A 19,052-nucleotide genomic window follows, 5' to 3' on the forward strand; every position below is an offset into this window, starting at 1 on the left:
GGGCAGATGATGCACCACCTGACCAATCCTGCCGACCATGGCGGCGAAGCCAGCCAAGCACAGTGCTCCGTCCTTGGATCCCGTATCGCTCCTGGGCCTTTTTGTAGGTCAGTTCCCCGCGCTCGACCTGGTCGACCACCGACAATTTGAAGGCCAGCGAGTAATCCCGCTGGCTGCGCCTGAGTGTTGAATCCATTGAACATTCCTCTTCCTGTGGGAAAAGGTGTCAACCCAATTCAGGACGGGTCATATATAAGAAGAGAGCCCGGCACTGCCGGGCTCTTTTTTATGGGCGCCGCACAAACGACCACCACCGGGGTAGAGCCACCCCATGGGGGGCTGCACGACATGCCTCTCGAAGCGCAGCCACGCATGGCGTGGCTCTACCCCCGCCGATGCCACGCACCCATCCCCCGGTAGAGCCACCCCATGGGTGGCTGCACGCGATCCCCGGCCCGAACAGCAGCCACCATGGGGTGGCTCTACCTTCAGCCGATCGTGCGCAGTACGTGGCCTTGGGCATCGCGCAGCTCGGTCGGTTCGACCCGAATGCGCAGGCGGCCGCCCGGCAGCGGATAACTGCCGCGTTCGGCATGCAGGTGCTCGCGTATCGCCTGCAGGCTGGCCGGGCTGAGCACGCAGCGCGCAGCATCCTGGTCGACCTCGACGTGGTCCTCCTCGCCCGGCTCGAAGCGCCAGCTGCGTTCCCGATCCACCAGGGTCAAGGCGCGGCCGTGCTCCAGCCGCAACGGCAGCAGCTCGAGGATGCCCCGCACTTGGCCAGCACCAAGCACCAGCTCGACCGTATCGTCCTGCACCTCCCAACCCAGCGTTTCGATGAACAGCGTGCCGGTCGTGGAGCCCTCGCGGGCACTGCCGGCCGCGACCTGGGCGGCCACCGACGCATCGGCGAGCAACGAGCCGCGCGCCAGATCGGTGATCCACAGCGGCATGCCCGCTTCCAGCGCCTGCAGCACGCCGTGGGTGGACCAGCGGCGCACGGCTGCCATCTCGTCGTCGCTGAGTCCGACCACCTGCAGGAAGCGCACGCGGCCGTTGGCGGTATCGCGCGGGGGCAGCTGCGGGTCCTGAATCAACGCCAGGTGGCGCAGCACGGTCTCGCTGTCCAGGGCAATCGGACCATTGGCATCCAGGTGATGCCCGGCATCGAGCACGTTGCCGCTGCTGAAGACGTAGCGGGCCAGGTTCTGCAGCAGGTTCATCGGCCACACCGGCGGCGCGCCATCGGCGCCCTGCCCCGGCGCGGCGGCCAGGCGGAAGGTCAGTTCGAAGCCGTAGCCGCTGTCGGCCAGGTCATCACTCTGCTTGCCGTACAGCTCGGAGAAGCCATAGGTGACGTAATGCCAGTGCGGGCGCGGTGTCTCTGCCCAGTACACGCTGATGCCGTCCAGCGGATCCTGGCCGCCCAGCGTGTAGGGGATCGCCGTGCCGAAGTGGCGGGGTTCCTGACCCGGGTACAGCGCGCCCAGCGCCGCGTTGAGGGCGTCCCACCCCTGGGTGCCCTCATCGTCTTTCTGCGTGTGGTCCATCTGCCATGCTCCTGGCCTGCGTAGCCGGGCAAGGTAACCCCGGCCGGGCCATCACGGCCAGCCTTCCGGCCTCTGCCGCAGGTGCGGGTCAGCCCGCCACGGCGTCCGGCTGCGCGTCCACCACCAGCAGCGCATGGGTATCGCTGAGCCAGCGGCTGGCCAGCGCCGGGCTCTTGGCCTTGGCCACCGCCGCGGCCATGTCCGGCCACAGCTTTTCCAGGCCCCCGGCATCGGTGCAGCGTTCGATCTTGAGCTGCATGAAGTAGCCCTTTAGGCCGAGGTGGCGGCGCACCGACTCGCTCATCCAGTCATACAGGCGCTTGTACAGATCCGGATCCTGCTCACGCCCGGCGGTGAGCGCCCGCGCGGCCGGGGCGGCCACCGCGCCGCCGACCACTTCGATCAGACCTGCCTGCGCCAGTTGCGCCAGCGCATCGTCCGGCGCGCGCAGGCCCGGTAACAAGGCGGTCAACGCATCGTCATCGCGCTGACCATCGACCATCAGCAGAATGGACCGCAATGCCGGCGGCAGACGCCGCGCGCGGTCTTCGATTTCCTGACGGCCAGCGGCCGTCTTGGCATGGATGTACGCCATGTGTTCCCCCTGTCACCTGGTGCATTGTCACGCGCGGCAGTCAGCGCTGCGCTGATGCCCCTGCGTCCCCTTGCGACCGTCGCCGGCGGATGCGCCGACCAGCGCCCGCTGCGCGCCGTGTCCCCAGCGCGCGGCGTTCGGCCAGCGGCCTGCAACGATCACGCCCGCAGCTTACCTGACGTTCCCGGCTGCCGATAATGCGTTGCAGCAAGCGTGCTCTCGCCGCGTCGCCGGTGCCGGGGCAGACAATGCTGGCCGGCGACCGGCCCGCATTTGCAGGCGGCCGTGGTTACGGCCTGCGCCTGGCGAGCGCCATCATCAAACCGTAGACCACTGCGGCCAGGGTCGCGATCAACAGCAACGTACCGGCGTTCCGCTCGGTGTTCAGTACCGGCTCCAGCAGCGCCATCCCCACGCCCCACCCCACCCCAAAATGGGTGCCGTGAAGCACCCAGTTCAGTGCAAAGGATCGGTCGGCACTGTCAGATGGCAGGTGCAGGCCACACTTCCTGCAGATCCACAGGAGAAATCGGGGCTCACGCTTCATGCTCACTCCTAGCGCGGACACCGACGTGATGTGGCATCCCTGCGTCGATCGTGCGCGACCGGATAGTCCACGGCCATGTCCGGACGCGACACGTGCGAATGATTTCCGGGAAGCGCGACGCCCATCAAGCGCCGCATACAAACCAGCCCACACATCCATCGATGTGCCGGCTCCCGAGACATCTGCGGAAACGACGGTTTCAGCTGCCCAGCGCGCGCCGGATTTCATCCAAGGCCGCCGGATCATCCAAGGTCGAGAGATCTCCCGGATCGCGGTCTTCGGCCAGCGCCTGCAGCGAGCGGCGCAGCAGCTTGCCGGAGCGGGTCTTGGGCAGCGCGTTGACGATGTGGATGTGCGCCGGCCGCGCCAGCGCGCCGAGGGAGTTGGTTACCCGCTGCATCATCTCGGTGATGATCGCGCTGCCATCGCCGTCCACCGCCTGGCGCAGGGTAACGAACACAAGCGGCACCTGGCCCTTGAGTTCATCCTTGACCCCGATCACAGCCGCCTCGGCCACCAGCGGGTGGCCGGCGATGCACTCTTCGATCTCACGCGTGCCCAGCCGGTGCCCGGCCACGTTGATCACATCATCGGTGCGACCGAGGATGAAGGTGTAGCCGTCGGCGTCACGGATCGCCCAGTCCAGCGAACTGTACAGCAGCTCCTTGAAGTGGCTGAAGTAGCTCTGGATGAAGCGATCGTCATCCTTCCAGACCGTGCTCATGCAGCCCGGCGGCAGCGGCGGGACCATCACCAGCACGCCCTTCTGCCCGGGAGCCACTTCCTCGCCGGTGTTCTCATCGATCACCTTCATCTTGTAACCAAGATTCGGGAAACCCGGCGAACCGAAGCGCACCGGCTTCATGTCCACGCCCGGCAGCAGGGTGAGCGCCGGCCAGCCGGTCTCGGTCTGCCAGTAGTTGTCGATGATCGGCTTGCCGAGCGCATCGTTGATCCAGTGCGCGGTGGGTTCGTCGAGCGGTTCGCCGGCGAGGAACACGTACTTGAGCGCATCCAGGTCGTGGCGGCGGATGAAATCGGTGTCGTGCTTTTTCAGCACACGGATCGCGGTGGGCGAGGAGAACAGCGTACGCACCCCGTACTGCTCGCACAGCGCCCACCAGATGCCCGGGTCCGGGTTGGTCGGCAGCCCTTCGTACAGCAGTGAGGTGCAGCCGCCGATCAGCGGTCCGTACACGTTGTAAGAATGCCCGACCGCCCAGCCGACATCCGAGGTGGAGAACATCACCTGTCCCGGCTTGCAGTCGAAGACGGTCTGCATCGACTGCGCCATCGCCACCGCGTAGCCGCCGACATCGCGCTGCACGCCCTTGGGCTTGCCGGTGGTGCCGGAGGTGTACAGCAGATAGCTCGGCTCGCTGGATTCCAGCCACACCACCGGCACGTCCTGGTCACCCACTTCCTCGCGCAGGGTGGCGTAGTCGACATCGCGGCCGGGCACCTTCGGCTCGGCCGGATCCAGTCCGCGCGACACGATCAGCACGTGCGGCGGCGGCGACGTGGCTTCGGCGCAGGCGGCATCGACCATCGCCTTGTACGGAATCACCTTGCCGCCGCGCTTGCCGGCATCGGCCGCGATCAGCAGCTTGGGCGCGGCATCGTCGATGCGCAGCGCCAGGTTGTGCGCGGCGAAGCCGCCGAACACCACCGAATGGATCGCGCCGATGCGCGCGCAGGCCAGCATCGCGAACACCGCCTCGGCCATGTTCGGCATGTAGATCACCACGCGGTCGCCGCGCTGCACGTCCAGCCGCTGCAGCACGGCGGCGAATGCGTTCACCTCGCGATACAGCGCGCGGTAGGTGATCTCGCGGGTCACGTCGGTTTCGGTGGAGATGGCCACCAGCGCCAACTGATCGGGGCGATCGACCAGATGGCGGTCGACGGCGTTGTAGCAGAGATTGGTTTCACCGCCGACGAACCAGCGCCGGAACGGCGGGGTGCTGTAGTCGAGGATCTGTTCCGGTGGCTTGTGCCAGTAGATGCGCTGCGCCTCCTCCGCCCAGAACGCCTCGGGTTCGTCGATGGAACGTCGGTACATTTCCTCGTACTGCATGACAGCCCTCCCAGACAAAGCCATGCGTCGAGCATAGTCCGATGGTGGGGCGTGGGCCGTCCGACCTTGGTCGTAGGRCCAGGTAGAGCCGAGCCATGCTCGGCTGCTTCGGCRYCGATCGTTGCCGTGCTGCGCACGGCCAGGTAGAGCCGAGCCATGCTCGGCTGCTTCGGCACCGATCATTGCCGTGCTGCGCACGGCCAGGTAGAGCCGAGCCATGCTCGGCTGCTTCGGCGTCGATCGTTGYCGTGCTGCGCACGGCYAGCCGAGCATGGCTCGGCTCTACCGGGTCGTTCACSGGCCGATCCTTGACCCGCGTKTRCGCRCCGTTTGTCGAGCATCGTCCGAGGGTGGGGCGTGGGCYGTCCGACCTTGGTCGTAGRACCRGGTAGAGCCGAGCCATGCTCGGCTGCTTCGGCRYCGATCGTTGCCRTGCTGCGCACGGCCRGCCGAGCATGGCTCGGCTCTACCGGGTCGTTCACCGRCCGATCCTTGACCCGCGTGTACGCGCCGTTTGTCGAGCATCGTCCGAGGGTGGGGCGTGGGCCGTCCGACCTTGATCGCACGGCCGGGTAGAGCCGAGCCATGCTCGGCTGCTTCGGCGCCGATCGTTGCCGTGCTGCGCACGGCCRGCCGAGCATGGCTCGGCTCTACCGGAAGGGCAAAAAAAACGCCAGGCAATGCCTGGCGTTTTTCGTCAACGCACCGACCAACGGTCGGCATGCGCCTGCGGATCGATCAACCCAGCAGGTGGGCCACGCCAGCGCGCTCTTCTTCCAGCTCGGCCAGGGTCTTGTCGATGTACTTCTGGCTGAAGTCGTCCACCGGCAGATCCTTGACCAGCGTGTACTCACCGTTTTCGGTGGTCACCGCGAAGCCGAAGATCACGCCTTCCGGAATCCCGTAGGAACCGTCGGACGGCACGCCCATCGTCACCCACTTGCCGTTGCTGCCCAGCACCCAGTCGCGCACGTGGTCGATGGCGGCATTGGCGGCCGAGGCGGCCGAGGACGAACCACGGGCTTCGATGATCGCCGCGCCGCGCTTGCCCACGGTCGGGATGAAGGTGCCGGCGTTCCATTCCTGGTCGTTGATCGCATCGGCGATGGACGCACCATCGGCGGTGGCGAAACGGTAATCCGGGTACATGGTCGGGCTGTGGTTGCCCCACACGACCAGCTTCTCGATGCCACCGACCGACTTGCCCAGCTTGGTCGACAGCTGGCTCAGCGCGCGGTTGTGGTCCAGGCGCAGCATGGCGGTGAAGTTGCGCGGGTTCAGATCCGGCGCCGACTTCATCGCGATGTAGGCATTGGTGTTGGCCGGATTGCCGACCACCAGCACCTTCACGTTGCGGCTGGCCACCTTGTTCAACGCCGCGCCCTGCGCGGTGAAGATCTTGGCGTTTTCCAGCAGCAGGTCCTTGCGCTCCATGCCCGGGCCGCGCGGACGCGCACCGACCAGCAGGGCGATGTCGGCATCCTTGAAGGCCACTTCGGCGTCATCGGTACCGACCATGCCAGCCAGCAACGGGAATGCGCAGTCTTCCAGTTCCATCATCACGCCGCGCAGCGCGGCCTGGGCCTTGTCGATCGGCAGCTCGAGCAGCTGCAGGATGACCGGCTGGTCCTTGCCGAGCATTTCGCCGGAGGCGATGCGGAACAGCAGGGCGTAGCCGATCTGGCCGGCGGCGCCGGTCACGGCAACACGAACAGGTGCTTTCATGGGGATTTCCTCTGCTAAGAAGCTAAGAAGCGGTGTGGGAGATGGCCGCGCGGGCGGGGACAGGCCTGGCGGGGCGGCCGGAACGTAAAAACGGCCCCCTTCACAGGGGGCCGTTGGAATCGGATCAGGCGGTGGGGATGAGCTTGTTCCACTCGGCCACGCGCTCGGCCTGGGCGGCCAGCACCGCGTCGGTGTCGCCTTCCAGGGTGATCGAATGGATCACGTCGCCCTGCTTGACCGAATCGACGATCGCCTGGCCATCCAGCACCTGGCCGAACACGGTGTGCTTGCCGTCCAGCCAATCGGTCTTGATGTGGGTGATGAAGAACTGGCTGCCGTTGGTGTTCGGGCCGGCGTTGGCCATGGACAGCGAACCGACCTGGTGCTTGACGCCGTTCTTTTCATCTTCGAACTTGTAGCCCGGACCGCCAGTGCCCTGACCCTTCGGGCAGCCGCCCTGGATCATGAAGTCCGGGATCACGCGATGGAAGACCAGGCCGTCATAGAAGCCGTGCTTGACCAGATTGACGAAGTTGGCGACCGTCAGCGGGGCCTTGTCGGCGAACAGCTCGACCTTGATCGGGCCCTGGGTGGTGTCGAAAGTGGCGATAAGGGACATGCAAATCCTTGGGGTACGGGGGTTTGTCGTTAGCCCCATAGGATACACCCCGCGTCATCGCGTTCGTGCTGCCGCCCCACGGTTCGCTGCGCAAACCACGGCCCCCGTTTACCATCGTCTAAACCCCCCGCCGCTTCGCGGACGCCCCCTGACTCAGGCGGCGTCCCTCCGGACCTGCCAACGCCCGCCCGCCGTGTCACGGCTTCCACAGGATCGGAGATGGCAGTGCGGCCGGCGACGGGCGTTACCTGAATGGGAATTCGGCACTACCTGAAACGCACTTTTCGCGATTGGTCATGTTGGCCGTATAATGTTGGACTTCTTTTTCCAAATCCGGCGCCGACTGGCCCCCTTTCGCATGTCTATCGAAAATCTTCGCAACATCGCCATCGTCGCCCACGTCGACCACGGTAAGACCACCCTCGTCGACCAGCTGCTCAAGCAGTCCGGCACCCTCTCCGAGCGCACCGTGCTCGCCGAGCGCGTGATGGACAGCAATGACCAGGAAAAGGAACGCGGCATCACCATCCTGGCCAAGAACACGGCCATCACCTGGGAAGACAAGAAGACCGGTGTCAAGAACCGGATCAACATCGTCGACACCCCGGGACACGCCGACTTCGGCGGCGAAGTGGAGCGCGTGCTGTCGATGGTCGACACCGTGCTGATCCTCGTCGATGCGATGGACGGCCCCATGCCGCAGACCCGCTTCGTCACCCAGAAGGCCTTCGCGATGGGCTTCAAGCCGATCGTCGTGGTCAACAAGGTCGACCGCCCGGGCTCGCGTCCGGATTGGGTGATCGACCAGGTGTTCGACCTGTTCGACAAGCTCGGCGCCACCAATGAGCAGCTCGACTTCCCGATCGTCTACGCCTCGGCCCTGAACGGCTATGCCGGCCTGGAAGACACCGTGCGCGACGGCGACATGACCCCGCTGTACGAAGCGATCATGCAGCACGCGCCGATGCCGGAAGTGGATCCGGAAGGTCCGTTCCAGATGCGCATCAGCCAGCTGGACTACAACAACTTCGTGGGCGTGATCGGCATCGGCCGCGTGCAGCGCGGCACCCTGAAGAAGAACATGCAGGTCGCGGTCATCGATCGTGAAGGCAAGAAGCGCAACGGCAAGGTCGCCCAGGTGCTGGGCTTCCTGGGCCTGGAGCGCATCGAGCAGGACACCGCCGAAGCCGGCGACATCGTCGCCATCTCCGGTATTCCGGAACTGACCATCTCCGACACCCTGTGCCACCCGGATACCCCGGAAGCCCTGCCGGCGCTGACCGTCGATGAACCGACGATCTCGATGACCTTCCAGGTCAACAACTCGCCGTTCGCGGGCAACAAGGACCTGTCCGGTGGCAAGTTCCTGACCAGCCGCCAGATCAAGGATCGCCTGGACCGCGAGCAGGTCCACAACGTGGCCCTGAAGGTCGAACAGCTGGAAGACGCCGACAAGTTCCTGGTCTCCGGCCGTGGCGAACTGCACCTGTCGGTGCTGATCGAGAACATGCGTCGCGAAGGCTACGAGCTGGCCGTGTCGCGTCCGGAAGTGATCATCAAGCAGATCGACGGCCAGGCCATGGAGCCGATCGAACAGCTGGTGGTGGACATCGAAGAGCAGCACCAGGGCGGCGTCATGGAAAAGCTGGGCACCCGCAAGGGCCAGCTGAAGAACATGGAGCCGGACGGCAAGGGCCGTGTGCGCCTGGAATACCAGATCCCGGCCCGTGGCCTGATCGGCTTCCAGAACGAGTTCAAGACCCTGACCCAGGGTTCTGGCCTGCTGTTCCACGTGTTCGACCATTACGGCCCGAAGGAACAGGGTTCCATCGCCAAGCGCCAGAACGGCGTGATGATCGCCAATGCTCCGGGTGCTACCCCGGCGTACTCCCTGGGGCCGCTGCAGGAACGCGGCAAGCTGTTCGCTGCGGAAGGCGACAATGTGTATGAAGGCCAGCTGGTCGGCATCCACTCCAAGGACAACGACCTGACCGTCAACGCGATCAAGACCAAGCCGCTGACCAACATGCGCGCCTCGGGCAAGGACGATGCGATCCAGCTGACCCCGGCGATCAAGTACTCGCTGGAACAGGCCCTGGACTTCATCGAGGACGACGAGCTGGTCGAAATCACCCCGAAGGAAATCCGCCTGCGCAAGAAGGGGCTGACCGAAAGCGACCGCAAGAAGGCGTCGCGCGGCGGCTGATAGGATCCTGTCGTGACCGACAAGCCCTACAACCCGGATCCGCACAAGCATCCGGGTCTGCACCTGATCGCCTTGCTGGAAGCCAGCAAGGCGGCCTTGGCGCTGTTGGCGGCGACCGGGCTGGAAATGCTCGGTCCGCAGCCGTTGCGGGATGCGGTCAATGCCCTGATCCGGCGTTTCAGCCTGGACCCGGATCACGGCACCCTGCCCTCGCTGCTCAACATGATCAGCCCCGACGCGGTGCACCTGGCCGCCGCGGCCATGGTGGCCTACGGGGTGCTGCATCTTTTCGAGGCCTGGGGCCTCTGGCGTGCCAAAGCCTGGGCCTCCTGGCTGGGCTGCGTCACCGCCGGCATCTACCTGCCGTTCGATATCTACGCCATCGTCCGTCACCCTGGCTGGGCTTCATGGTCGGTCCTGGTGATCAATCTGATCGTGGTCGGCGTGCTCGCCCGCGATATCCGCAAACGCCACCGCAAGCTCAACGCCCTGCACTGAGTTGCCAAGCGTGGCACCGGCTGGTTAGCCTGAGCGCCGGTTCCCGGGACACCCTCATGCGTCTGACGCTGACATCGATGCTGATGCTCATGTCACTGTGTGGCTGCGCCCCTGCGCCGGCACCGGTGCATGCCAGCGAAGCGCGCGCCGCCCTGCCGACGACGTCACTCGATTCTCCCTTCCTCTATGCCGAGACCGACATCGCCGATCTGCAGGCGCAGATGTCTGCCGGTGCCCTGGACAGCGTGCATCTGACCGGCGCCTATCTGGAACGGATCGCACGGCTGGATCGTGCCGGTCCACGCTTGAACGCGGTGATCGAACTCAACCCCGACGCCCTCAAGGAAGCGGCCGCGCGCGATGCCGAACGCCAGCGCGGACAACTGCGCGGGCCCCTGCATGGCATTCCGCTGCTGCTCAAGGACAACATCGGCGCACGCCCGATGAGCAACAGCGCCGGCTCGTTGGCACTGGCCACGTTCCGCCCCGACGATGCCTTCCTGGTCACCCGCCTGCGCGCGGCCGGCGCGGTGATCCTGGGCAAGACCAACCTCAGCGAGTGGGCCAATTTCCGCTCCAGCCAGTCGATTTCCGGCTGGAGTGCGCGCGGCGGGCAGACCCGCAACCCCTATCGCCTCAGCCACAACCCCTGCGGCTCCAGCAGCGGCAGCGCGGTGGCCGTGTCGGCCAACCTGGCCGCTGCGGCGGTCGGTACCGAGACCGACGGCAGCATCGTCTGCCCGGCGGCGATCAACGGCGTGGTCGGACTCAAGCCGACCGTCGGACTGGTGAGCCGCGAAGGCATCATCCCGATTTCCTTCAGCCAGGACACCGCCGGCCCGATGGCGCGCAGCGTCGCCGATGCCGCCGCGCTGCTGACCGCGATGGCCGGCCGCGACGCGGCCGATCCGGCCACCGCGACCATGCCCGGGCGCGCGGTGTACGACTACACCTCACGGTTGAATCCGGACAGCCTGCGCGGCGCCCGTATCGGCGTGCTGTATGGCCCGCTCGACCAGCTGCCGGGCATCGGCCCGGCGCTGCAGCACGCCATCGCCGTGCTGCGCGAGGCCGGCGCGGTGGTGGTACCGGTGCAGCTGCCGACCCAGGGCCAATGGCAGGACGCCGAACGCCTCGTGCTGCTGCATGAGTTCAAGGCCGGCCTGCAGCGCTATCTGACCACCTACAAGGCCCCGGTGCGCGACCTGGACCAGGTCATCGCGTGGAACCGTAGCCACGCCGACAAGGAGCTGCTGCCATTCGGCCAGGACCTGATAGAAGCGGCGGCGGCGGTCGGCGGGCTGGGCAGCCCAGAGTACATCGCCGCCCGCACCGAGGCGCGCCGCCTGGCCGGTCCGGAGGGTATCGATGCAGCGCTGCGCGCGCAACAGTTGGATGCCCTGATCGCACCGACCACCGGCACCGCCTGGCCGATCCGCGCTGGCGCCGGCGACGACTTCCCCGGCGAGAGCTACAGCGCTGCTGCCGTGGCCGGTTACCCGAGCTTGAGCGTGCCGATGGCCCACGTGAACGGCCTGCCGCTAGGCCTGCTGTTCATGGGCACCGCCTGGAGCGAGCCGCGCCTGATCGAGCTTGCGTACGCCTACGAACAGCGCACGCGCGCCCGGCGTCCGCCGCGCTTCAAGACCGACAGCCTGCTGGCCAACCCCGGCCCACCCTGAGCGGTTCGGTAGTGCCGGCCGCTGGCCGGCTCTGCGTGACACTTCGGCGCCCGGCGAACGGACGTCCTCGGCCGGCGTCGAGCGCGGCCGCTGCACCGGGTCGGGTTGCTGCAACAGCTCGGCGCGGGTGCGCGGCAGTGCCTGTGGGTGCTCGCGCGCCAGGAAGTCGAGCATGCGTTCGCGCACGATGCAGCGCAGGTCGAAGGCATCACCGGAACTGCGCGCACTCACCAGCAGGCGCACCTGCAACGTGTGCTCGGTGGTCTCGGTCACCTGGGTCACGCAGACCCGTCCATCCCAAAGTGATTCGCCCTTGCAGATGCGTTCGAGCTCGGCGCGTATCGCCGGGATCGGGGCCCGATAGTCCAGCCACAGGAACGCGGTGCCGAGCAGATCGGCGCTGCGGCGTGTCCAGTTCTGGAACGGGTGCTCGATGAACCAGGTGAGCGGCACCACCATGCGTCGCTCATCCCAGATCCGCACCACCACGTAGCTGCTGCCGATCTCCTCCACCCGGCCCCATTCGCCTTCCACGATCACCACATCGTCCAGCCGGATCGGTTGGGTCAGCGCGATCTGCAGGCCTGCGATCAGGTTGCCGAATACCGGCTTGGCCGCGATGCCCGCCACCAGGCCGATGATGCCGGCCGAGGCCAGCAGCGCCGTGCCGATCTGGCGCACCATCGGGAAGGTCAGCAGGATCAGCGAGACGCCGACCAGGATGATCACGCCCATCAACACCCGGCTGAGCACGCGGGTCTGGGTCTGGATGCGCCGTGCTTCCAGGTTGTCGGCCACTTCCATCGGATTGTCGCGAAGGATGGCGTCCTCGCCGGCGGCGACGGCACGCACCAGCAGCCAGATCACGCAGGCGGTCAGGCCGATGTGCAGCAGGCGCAGCGACTGGTCCAGCCAATGGCCCTGCAACGGCGTCGCCTCCAATGCAGGAATCAACACCAGCAGCGGCAACGCGAACGCCATCGGGCGACTGATCACCCGACCGATGCGCGCGCGCCGGTAGTCACGCCCCTTGAGCCTGCGGGTCAGTGCCATCAACAACCACCACCCGGTGAGTCCCACCGCCAGCGCGATGCCGATCGGCCACAGATACAACGCCGCTTGCTGCCAGTCCACCCTCACTGCACGCTCCAGCGATCTTCCAAGGAAGTCGACAGCGTGCCTGCACGGCCATTACCCGCATGTCAGGCGAATGTAAGCCGCGCGTGGACAACGCCCTGTTGGCGCAGCCACCACGCGCGGCTGGGCAGCGTAGCGTCAGGCCGCGTAAAGCTGCTGCTTGCGCACGATCGCCATGGCGATCTCCAGCGACTGGTCGTAGTTCAAGCGCGGGTCCACCGACGAGCGGTACGCACGTTCAAGATCGCGCTCGGTCAGCTCGCGTGCGCCGCCGGTGCATTCGGTCACATCCTCACCGGTCAACTCCAGGTGCACGCCCCCCAGGCGGGTGCCGGCCGCGGCGTGCAGGTCGAAAGACAGCTCCACCTCGCCCCGCACGTTGTCGAAGCGACGCGTCTTGTAGCCGTTGCTGGTGCTTTCGGTATTGCCGTGCATCGCATCACACACCCACAGCACGCGGCGGCCATCGCGCTTGACCGCGTCCAGCAGCGGCGGCAGTTTTTCGGCGATCTGCGCCGCGCCCATGCGATGGATGAAGCTCAGGCGACCCGGTTCGTCATCGGGGTTGAGCACGTCGATCAGGCGCAGCAGCTGGTCCGGCTGCACGGACGGGCCGACCTTGATCGCGATCGGGTTGCGCACGCCGCGCAGGTATTCCACATGCGCGCCATCCAGTGCAGCGGTGCGCATGCCGATCCACGGGTAATGCGTGCTCAGGTTCAACCAGCCGTGCTGGCGCGGCACCTGGCGGGTGAGCGCCTGTTCGTAGGGCAACAGCAGCGCTTCGTGTGACGTGTAGAAATCGATCCGGTTGAGGTTGTACACCTGCGAACCGGACAGGGTTTCCATGAAGCGCACCGCGTCGCCGATCGAGGCCACCATCTGCTGGTAGTCGCTGGCCAGCGGTGAATGACGCACCCACTCCAGGTTCCAGTACTCGGGATGGTGCAGGTCGGCGAAGCCGCCGTCGATCAGGGCGCGCACGAAGTTCATGGTCATCGCCGAGTGCGCATGGGCCTGCAGCATGCGGCGCGGGTCGGGCAGGCGCGCGGCCTCGGTGAACTCCGGCGCGTTGATCACATCGCCGCGGTAGCTGGGCAGGGTCACCCCGTCGCGGGTCTCGGTATCGGCCGAGCGCGGCTTGGCGTACTGCCCGGCAAAGCGGCCGACGCGGATCACCGGCTTGCGCATGCCGTGCACCAGCACCAGGCTCATCTGCAGCAGCACCTTGAGCCGGTTGGAGATGGTGGTGGATTCGCAGTCGCTGAAGTTCTCGGCGCAGTCGCCGCCCTGCAGCAGGAAGCGCTTGCCTTCCTGGGCGTCGGCCAGCTGCTGCTTGAGCGACAGGATTTCCCAGGAGGTCACCAGCGGCGGCAGACGCTTGAGTTCGTGCAGCGCCGCGTCCAGGGCCAGCGGGTCGGGATAGGTCGGCATCTGCAGCGCGGTCTTGCCGCGCCAGCTCTCCGGCGACCAGGCAGCGCTGTCGGCGGCGGCAGTGGCGGCAGGATCGACTACGGGCGGTGCGGACGGGCTCATCACAGACTTCCGAGGGGGTGGGGACCCGCCATGGTCGCAGAGCGCGTCGCTGGCGCAAAGCGTCTGCTGCGCAACGGCGCCAGCTGAACGGTGGAAAACGGACGGCGCCCGTCGCCCGGAACGGCATTCCCGCCGGACGCTGGACAGGCGCATGATTTGTTACGGAGTAACACTCGCCAGGCCGCCCCCCTCCCCCCACGCCCAGTCAATCAAGTGCTCCCCATGAAGCCATCCCTTCTTGCCAGCGGTATCGCCTTCGCCCTGGCGTTGGCCAGCCTGCCTGTCCTGGCTGCCCCGGCCGACACCGCCACCCCGGCAGTCACCGACCTGGACGCGGTCACCGTCAGCGCCCAACTCGACCTGGCCCGCAACGCCCTCTCCCCCGATATCGGCAGCAGCCAGTACCAGATCACCGCCGAGGACATCCAGAAGCAGCCGCTGGGGGCATCGGCCCCGCTCAGCCAGGTGCTGCTGCAGGCCCCTGGCGTGGTCCAGGACAGCTACGGCGGGGTCCACGTGCGCGGCGACCACGCCAACCTGCAGTACCGCCTCAACGGCGTGCTGCTGCCCGAATCGATCTCCGGCTTCGGCCAGACCCTGGACGCCCGCACCATCAAGAGCATCCGCCTGATGGACGGCGCACTGCCGGCCCAGTTCGGCGAACGCACCGCCGCCGTGGTCGACATCACCACCCGCAGCGGCGCCGAGCTGGGCAATGGTGGCAGCGCCGGCATCACCGCCGGGTCGTTCGGCACGATCAACCCCAACGCCTCGTGGTGGGGCAACCAGGGCCGCTGGAGCTGGTACCTGACCGGCAACTACAACCAGAACGAGGTCGGCCTGGAAAACCCCACCGCCTCGCGCCGGCCCGATCATGACGACACCCACCAGGGCAAGGCGTTCGCCGACCTGACCTACCTGGTCAACGACACCACCCGCCTGAGCCTGTTCGCCGGCTTTGCCAACAACCGCTTCCAGATCCCGGTCAACCCCGGCCAGACGCCACAGTTCGGCTATCTGGATACCGTCCAGGCCGACTCGGCACAGCTGGATGAAACCCAGCGCGAGACCACCCGCTTCGGCATGCTCGTGCTGCAGGGCACGCTCGGCCAGACCGCCTACCAGGTGTCGGCCGGGCAGCGTTACAGCGACCTGGCCTTCAACCCGGACGTGGCCGGCGACTTGATCTTCGATGGCGTGGCCTCACGGGTGGACCGCAACAACCGCGCCAGCACCGTGCAGGCCGATTTCTCGACGCCGCTGGGCGACAACCACACCCTGCGTTATGGCCTGTACGGCAACAGCGAACGCGCGCGCGCGGGCAGCACCGCCTGGGTGTTCCCCGTCGACGCCGACGGCAACCAGGCCAGCACCACCCCGATCGTGATCACCGATGCCAGCGCCTTCCATGCCAGTACCGCGGCGGCGTACGTGCAGGACGAATGGCGGGTCGGCCAGGACTGGACGGTCAACTACGGCCTGCGCGCAGACCGCTACAAGGCCTTCGGCGGCACCGAAGGTCAGCTCAGCCCGCGCCTGGGCGTGGTCTGGAACGCCAGCGACAGCACCACCGTGCATGCCGGCTACTCGCGCTACTTCACCCCACCGGCCAGCGAGCTGGTCGCCAGCAGTGACATCGCGCGCTACGACGGCACCACCAACCAGCAGCCGACCGTCGGCAGCACCACGCCGTTGTCCGAACGCAGCGACTATTACGACGTGGGTGTCTCCCAGCAGGTTGGCGAGCACCTGACCCTGGGCCTGGACGCGTACGACCGCAAGGTCGACCGCCTGCAGGACGAAGGCCAGTTCGGCGCGGCCTACATCTACTCCACCTTCAACTACCGCTACGGCCACGTGCACGGCGTGGAGTTCAGCGCCGACTACAGCAATGGCCCGCTCAGTGCGTATTTCAATGCGGCTTACAACAAGGCGATGGGCAAGCAGGTGATCACCGGCCAGTACAACCTGGACCCGGAAGCGCTGGCCTACGTGGAGGACAACTGGATCCACCTGGACCACGACCAGAAACTGACATCGTCCGGCGGCGTCAGCTACGCCTTCGCCGGCCACAACCGGGTCGGGGCGAACTACGTGTATGGCAGCGGCCTGCGTTCGGACATCGAGGGCGTGCCCAATGGCGGTGCGCTGCCGTCCTACCTGCAGGTCAACCTCAGCGCGGCGCACGACTTCAACGCCGACAGCGGCCACCCGCTGCACGCGCAGTTGGCGCTGGTCAACGCACTGGACCGCAGCTATCAACTCCGCGACGGCGGCGGTATCGGCGTGTTCGCCCCGCAGTGGGGTCCGCGTCGCGGCGCCTACCTGAGCCTGCAGCAGGACTTCTGAACGACTGCGCCCGCCAGCACGTTGCCGGCGGGCGCAGCAGGCACGCGATCAGCGCGCCGTGTCGATCAGGCGCGGCGCTTGCGGAAGGACACGAACAGCGCCCACGCGGCCAGCAGCACGAACCACACCAGGCTCCACATCGGCATGGTCAGGCCGAGGAAGCGCCAGTCGATGTTGCCGCAGTCGCCGGTACCGGTCAGCACGGTCCGAAACACCTCGAACGGCCCCATGGTTTCACTGAGGAACGCCAGCGGCGGGCCGCAGCTGGACCCCATGTCCTTGGGCAGCAGTTGCACGTACACGTGGCGACCGGCGATACCCATGCCGACGGCCGCGGCGATGAAGGCGAGCACGCCATAGGTGCCACGACCGGCGCGATCGCGCGGGCCATGCAGGGCGCCGATCAGGAACAGCAGCCCAAGCGCGGCGAACGCGATCCGCTGGAAAATGCACAGCGGGCACGGCTCCAGGCCGATCTTGAGCTGCAGGAAGATCGCATACGCCAACAGCCCGGCGCAGATCAAAAACCCCAGCAGGAACTGGGCGCGGTAATTCCAGCGCAGTGGATTCATTGCCAACACTCGTGAACGTGCAAGGCGCCAAGATTAACAGGGCGCCGCAGGCCCCGGCCCCTGCCGACCTACCGGCTATCGGCCCGCTGGACCAGACAGCGTGTTCTGTTGACGTTTGAGATCTTGGCAGTGACCCGACAGCAAGAGCGAATGCCTTTGACTCCTTGCCCCGGAAGGGTCGGTACGGGTGGATTGGCGGGACACGCTGCGAGTCCCGCAGACCCACCCACGCCAGCGCCCCGCCGTAGTACGCGACGCGCCTTGCCGTTGCCGTAGATCAACACACCAACAAACCCCTACCCCACAAACGGAAAAACCCGGCACAAGGCCGGGTTCTTCACCGAATTTCGGGTGTTGCGCGTCGATTATTCTTCGACGGCTTCAGCCACGGCAGCCGGACGATCCACCAGTTCCACGTAGGCCATCGGCGCGTTGTCGCCAGCGCGGAAACCGCACTTCAGCAGACGCAGGTAGCCGCCCGGACGGTTCGCGTAACGCGGGCCCAGGATGGTGAACAGGTTGCCGACGGCTTCCTGGTCGCGCAGGCGAGCGAAGGCCAGACGGCGGTTGGCGACGGAGTCGACCTTGGCCAGGGTGATCAGCGGCTCGGCGACGCGGCGCAGTTCCTTGGCCTTCGGCAGCGTGGTCTTGATCAGCTCGTGCTTGAACAGCGACGACGCCATGTTCTTGAACATCGCTTCGCGGTGGGCGCTGGTGCGGTTGAACTTGCGGCCGGACTTCATATGACGCATGGGAGTGATTCCTTGATTGAATATTGGATCGGTTGGGTATCGCTGTCGCCTTCCTGGCGTTGTTGCTTGGACTGCGGATGGTCCGATGCCGGCCCTCCTGGCCGACCGTCACCGCAGGCTGTGGGCCTGTCGATGCGTCGTGTTGCGGTGAAGCCCCCGCACCCGAAGGTGCGGGGTCAAGCATCTTGCGTAGCGCTGGATCAGCCGAGCATGCCGTGCTGGGCGACACCGGCCGGCGGCCAGTTCTCCAGCTTCATGCCGAGCGAAAGACCACGCTGTGCGAGGACTTCCTTGATCTCGGTCAGCGACTTCTTGCCGAGGTTCGGGGTCTTGAGCAGTTCCACTTCGGTCTTCTGGATCAGATCGCCGATGTAGTAAATGCTCTCAGCCTTGAGGCAGTTGGCCGAACGCACGGTCAGTTCCAGGTCGTCGATCGGGCGCAGCAGCACCGGATCCACGCCGTTGTTGGCCGGCTTGGCTGCACCGCGGTCGCGGTGGGTGAAGTCACCGAACACCGACAGCTGATCGCTGAGGATATCCGCGGCAGTGCGCACGGCTTCCTCGGCATCGATCGTGCCGTTGGTTTCGATGTCCAGCACCAGCTTGTCCAGATCGGTACGCTGTTCGACGCGGGCCGCTTCCACCGAATAGGCGACGCGACGGACCGGCGAGAACGAAGCGTCCAGCACCAGACGACCGATGGCACGGGTTTCTTCATCCGGACGGCGGCGGGCAGCAGCCGGCTGGTAGCCGAAACCGCGCTCGACCTTCAGACGCATGTTGATCGCCACATCCTTGGTGAGATGGCAGATCACATGAGCCGGATTGAGGATCTCGGTGTTATGGTCAATCTTGATATCAGCAGCGGTAACGACACCCGGCCCCTGCTTGGACAGCGACAGCGTAGCGTTGTCGCCGGTATGCATGCGGATGGCCACATCCTTCAGGTTGAGCAGGACTTCAAGCACGTCCTCCTGCAAGCCTTCAAGGGTGGTGTACTCGTGCAGCACGCCGTCGATTTCCACTTCCGTGATGGCGAAGCCCGGGATGGACGACAGCAGCACGCGACGCAGGGCATTGCCCAGCGTATGCCCGTAACCACGCTCCAAGGGTTCGATAACGACCTTGGCGCGGGTGTCGGTAAGGCGTTCGATCTGCGGACCGCGAGGACGCAGAACCTGGTTGGCGGTAACCGTCATGTTGCGGG

14 protein-coding genes and 2 pseudogenes are annotated in these 19,052 nt (G+C 66.3%); 4 read left to right on the top strand and 12 right to left on the bottom strand.

Going from position 1 to position 19,052, the window contains the following annotated elements:
- The 7 genes and pseudogenes from AC1DR7_RS04355 to AC1DR7_RS04385 form a co-directional block, all read right to left on the bottom strand.
- Nucleotides 1–196 (bottom strand): annotated as a pseudogene (locus AC1DR7_RS04355) (IS3 family transposase); the annotation flags it as partial.
- Nucleotides 197–488: 292 nt separating this feature from the next.
- A complete protein-coding gene (locus AC1DR7_RS04360; protein ID WP_457321656.1) occupies nucleotides 489–1,550 on the bottom strand; it encodes a suppressor of fused domain protein in 1,062 nt (353 codons plus the stop codon).
- A gap of 88 nt (nucleotides 1,551–1,638) precedes the next feature.
- Complete coding sequence (locus tag AC1DR7_RS04365; RefSeq protein ID WP_256776238.1) at nucleotides 1,639–2,145, bottom strand: hypothetical protein; 507 nt, start codon at nucleotides 2,143–2,145, stop codon at nucleotides 1,639–1,641.
- A 289-nt stretch (nucleotides 2,146–2,434) separates the two neighbouring features.
- Nucleotides 2,435–2,692, bottom strand: coding sequence for a hypothetical protein (locus AC1DR7_RS04370; RefSeq protein WP_478052059.1), 258 nt, complete (start codon nucleotides 2,690–2,692; stop codon nucleotides 2,435–2,437).
- Between the two features lie 199 nt (nucleotides 2,693–2,891).
- The gene (gene prpE, locus AC1DR7_RS04375; protein ID WP_478053074.1) at nucleotides 2,892–4,769 is read right to left on the bottom strand and encodes a propionate--CoA ligase; all 1,878 of its coding nucleotides are present in this window, start codon (nucleotides 4,767–4,769) and stop codon (nucleotides 2,892–2,894) included.
- 738 nt (nucleotides 4,770–5,507) lie between these two features.
- Nucleotides 5,508–6,494 carry a malate dehydrogenase gene (locus AC1DR7_RS04380; protein WP_256776235.1) on the bottom strand — a complete coding sequence of 329 codons (987 nt, stop codon included), beginning with the start codon at nucleotides 6,492–6,494 and terminating at the stop codon, nucleotides 5,508–5,510.
- Nucleotides 6,495–6,618: 124 nt separating this feature from the next.
- The gene (locus AC1DR7_RS04385; protein WP_088435214.1) at nucleotides 6,619–7,113 is read right to left on the bottom strand and encodes a peptidylprolyl isomerase; all 495 of its coding nucleotides are present in this window, start codon (nucleotides 7,111–7,113) and stop codon (nucleotides 6,619–6,621) included.
- A 358-nt stretch (nucleotides 7,114–7,471) separates the two neighbouring features.
- Here AC1DR7_RS04385 and typA point away from each other — a divergent pair, with 358 nt between their 5' ends.
- Genes typA through AC1DR7_RS04400 form a run of 3 tightly spaced genes read left to right on the top strand, consistent with a single transcriptional unit; the run spans nucleotide 7,472 to nucleotide 11,499 of the window.
- Complete coding sequence (gene typA / locus AC1DR7_RS04390; protein WP_256776234.1) at nucleotides 7,472–9,319, top strand: translational GTPase TypA; 1,848 nt, start codon at nucleotides 7,472–7,474, stop codon at nucleotides 9,317–9,319.
- Between the two features lie 12 nt (nucleotides 9,320–9,331).
- Nucleotides 9,332–9,817, top strand: coding sequence for a DUF2127 domain-containing protein (locus tag AC1DR7_RS04395; protein WP_256776233.1), 486 nt, complete (start codon nucleotides 9,332–9,334; stop codon nucleotides 9,815–9,817).
- A gap of 56 nt (nucleotides 9,818–9,873) precedes the next feature.
- Nucleotides 9,874–11,499, top strand: a complete 1,626-nt coding sequence (locus AC1DR7_RS04400; RefSeq protein ID WP_457318458.1) for an amidase — start codon at nucleotides 9,874–9,876, stop codon at nucleotides 11,497–11,499.
- Nucleotides 11,500–11,541: 42 nt separating this feature from the next.
- Here the strand turns inward: AC1DR7_RS04400 and AC1DR7_RS04405 are convergent.
- Together AC1DR7_RS04405 and AC1DR7_RS04410 are read right to left on the bottom strand one after the other, a co-directional pair.
- Nucleotides 11,542–12,633: pseudogene (locus tag AC1DR7_RS04405) on the bottom strand (mechanosensitive ion channel family protein); the annotation flags it as partial.
- Between the two features lie 141 nt (nucleotides 12,634–12,774).
- Complete coding sequence (locus AC1DR7_RS04410; protein WP_457318460.1) at nucleotides 12,775–14,172, bottom strand: class II 3-deoxy-7-phosphoheptulonate synthase; 1,398 nt, start codon at nucleotides 14,170–14,172, stop codon at nucleotides 12,775–12,777.
- A 222-nt stretch (nucleotides 14,173–14,394) separates the two neighbouring features.
- Here AC1DR7_RS04410 and AC1DR7_RS04415 point away from each other — a divergent pair, with 222 nt between their 5' ends.
- Nucleotides 14,395–16,521, top strand: coding sequence for a TonB-dependent receptor (locus AC1DR7_RS04415; protein WP_478051727.1), 2,127 nt, complete (start codon nucleotides 14,395–14,397; stop codon nucleotides 16,519–16,521).
- A 65-nt stretch (nucleotides 16,522–16,586) separates the two neighbouring features.
- On the opposite strand, the gene AC1DR7_RS04420 is transcribed toward AC1DR7_RS04415, so the two are convergent.
- The 3 genes from AC1DR7_RS04420 to AC1DR7_RS04430 all read right to left on the bottom strand — a co-directional run bounded on the left by AC1DR7_RS04420 (nucleotide 16,587) and on the right by AC1DR7_RS04430 (nucleotide 19,044).
- Nucleotides 16,587–17,093 carry a disulfide bond formation protein B gene (locus AC1DR7_RS04420; RefSeq protein ID WP_256776229.1) on the bottom strand — a complete coding sequence of 169 codons (507 nt, stop codon included), beginning with the start codon at nucleotides 17,091–17,093 and terminating at the stop codon, nucleotides 16,587–16,589.
- Between the two features lie 365 nt (nucleotides 17,094–17,458).
- Nucleotides 17,459–17,845, bottom strand: coding sequence for a 50S ribosomal protein L17 (gene rplQ / locus AC1DR7_RS04425; protein ID WP_256776228.1), 387 nt, complete (start codon nucleotides 17,843–17,845; stop codon nucleotides 17,459–17,461).
- A 200-nt stretch (nucleotides 17,846–18,045) separates the two neighbouring features.
- Nucleotides 18,046–19,044, bottom strand: a complete 999-nt coding sequence (locus tag AC1DR7_RS04430) for a DNA-directed RNA polymerase subunit alpha (RefSeq protein WP_256776227.1) — start codon at nucleotides 19,042–19,044, stop codon at nucleotides 18,046–18,048.
- Nucleotides 19,045–19,052 lie beyond the last annotated feature (8 nt).

Source organism: Stenotrophomonas sp. P5_A9 (genome assembly GCF_056400525.1).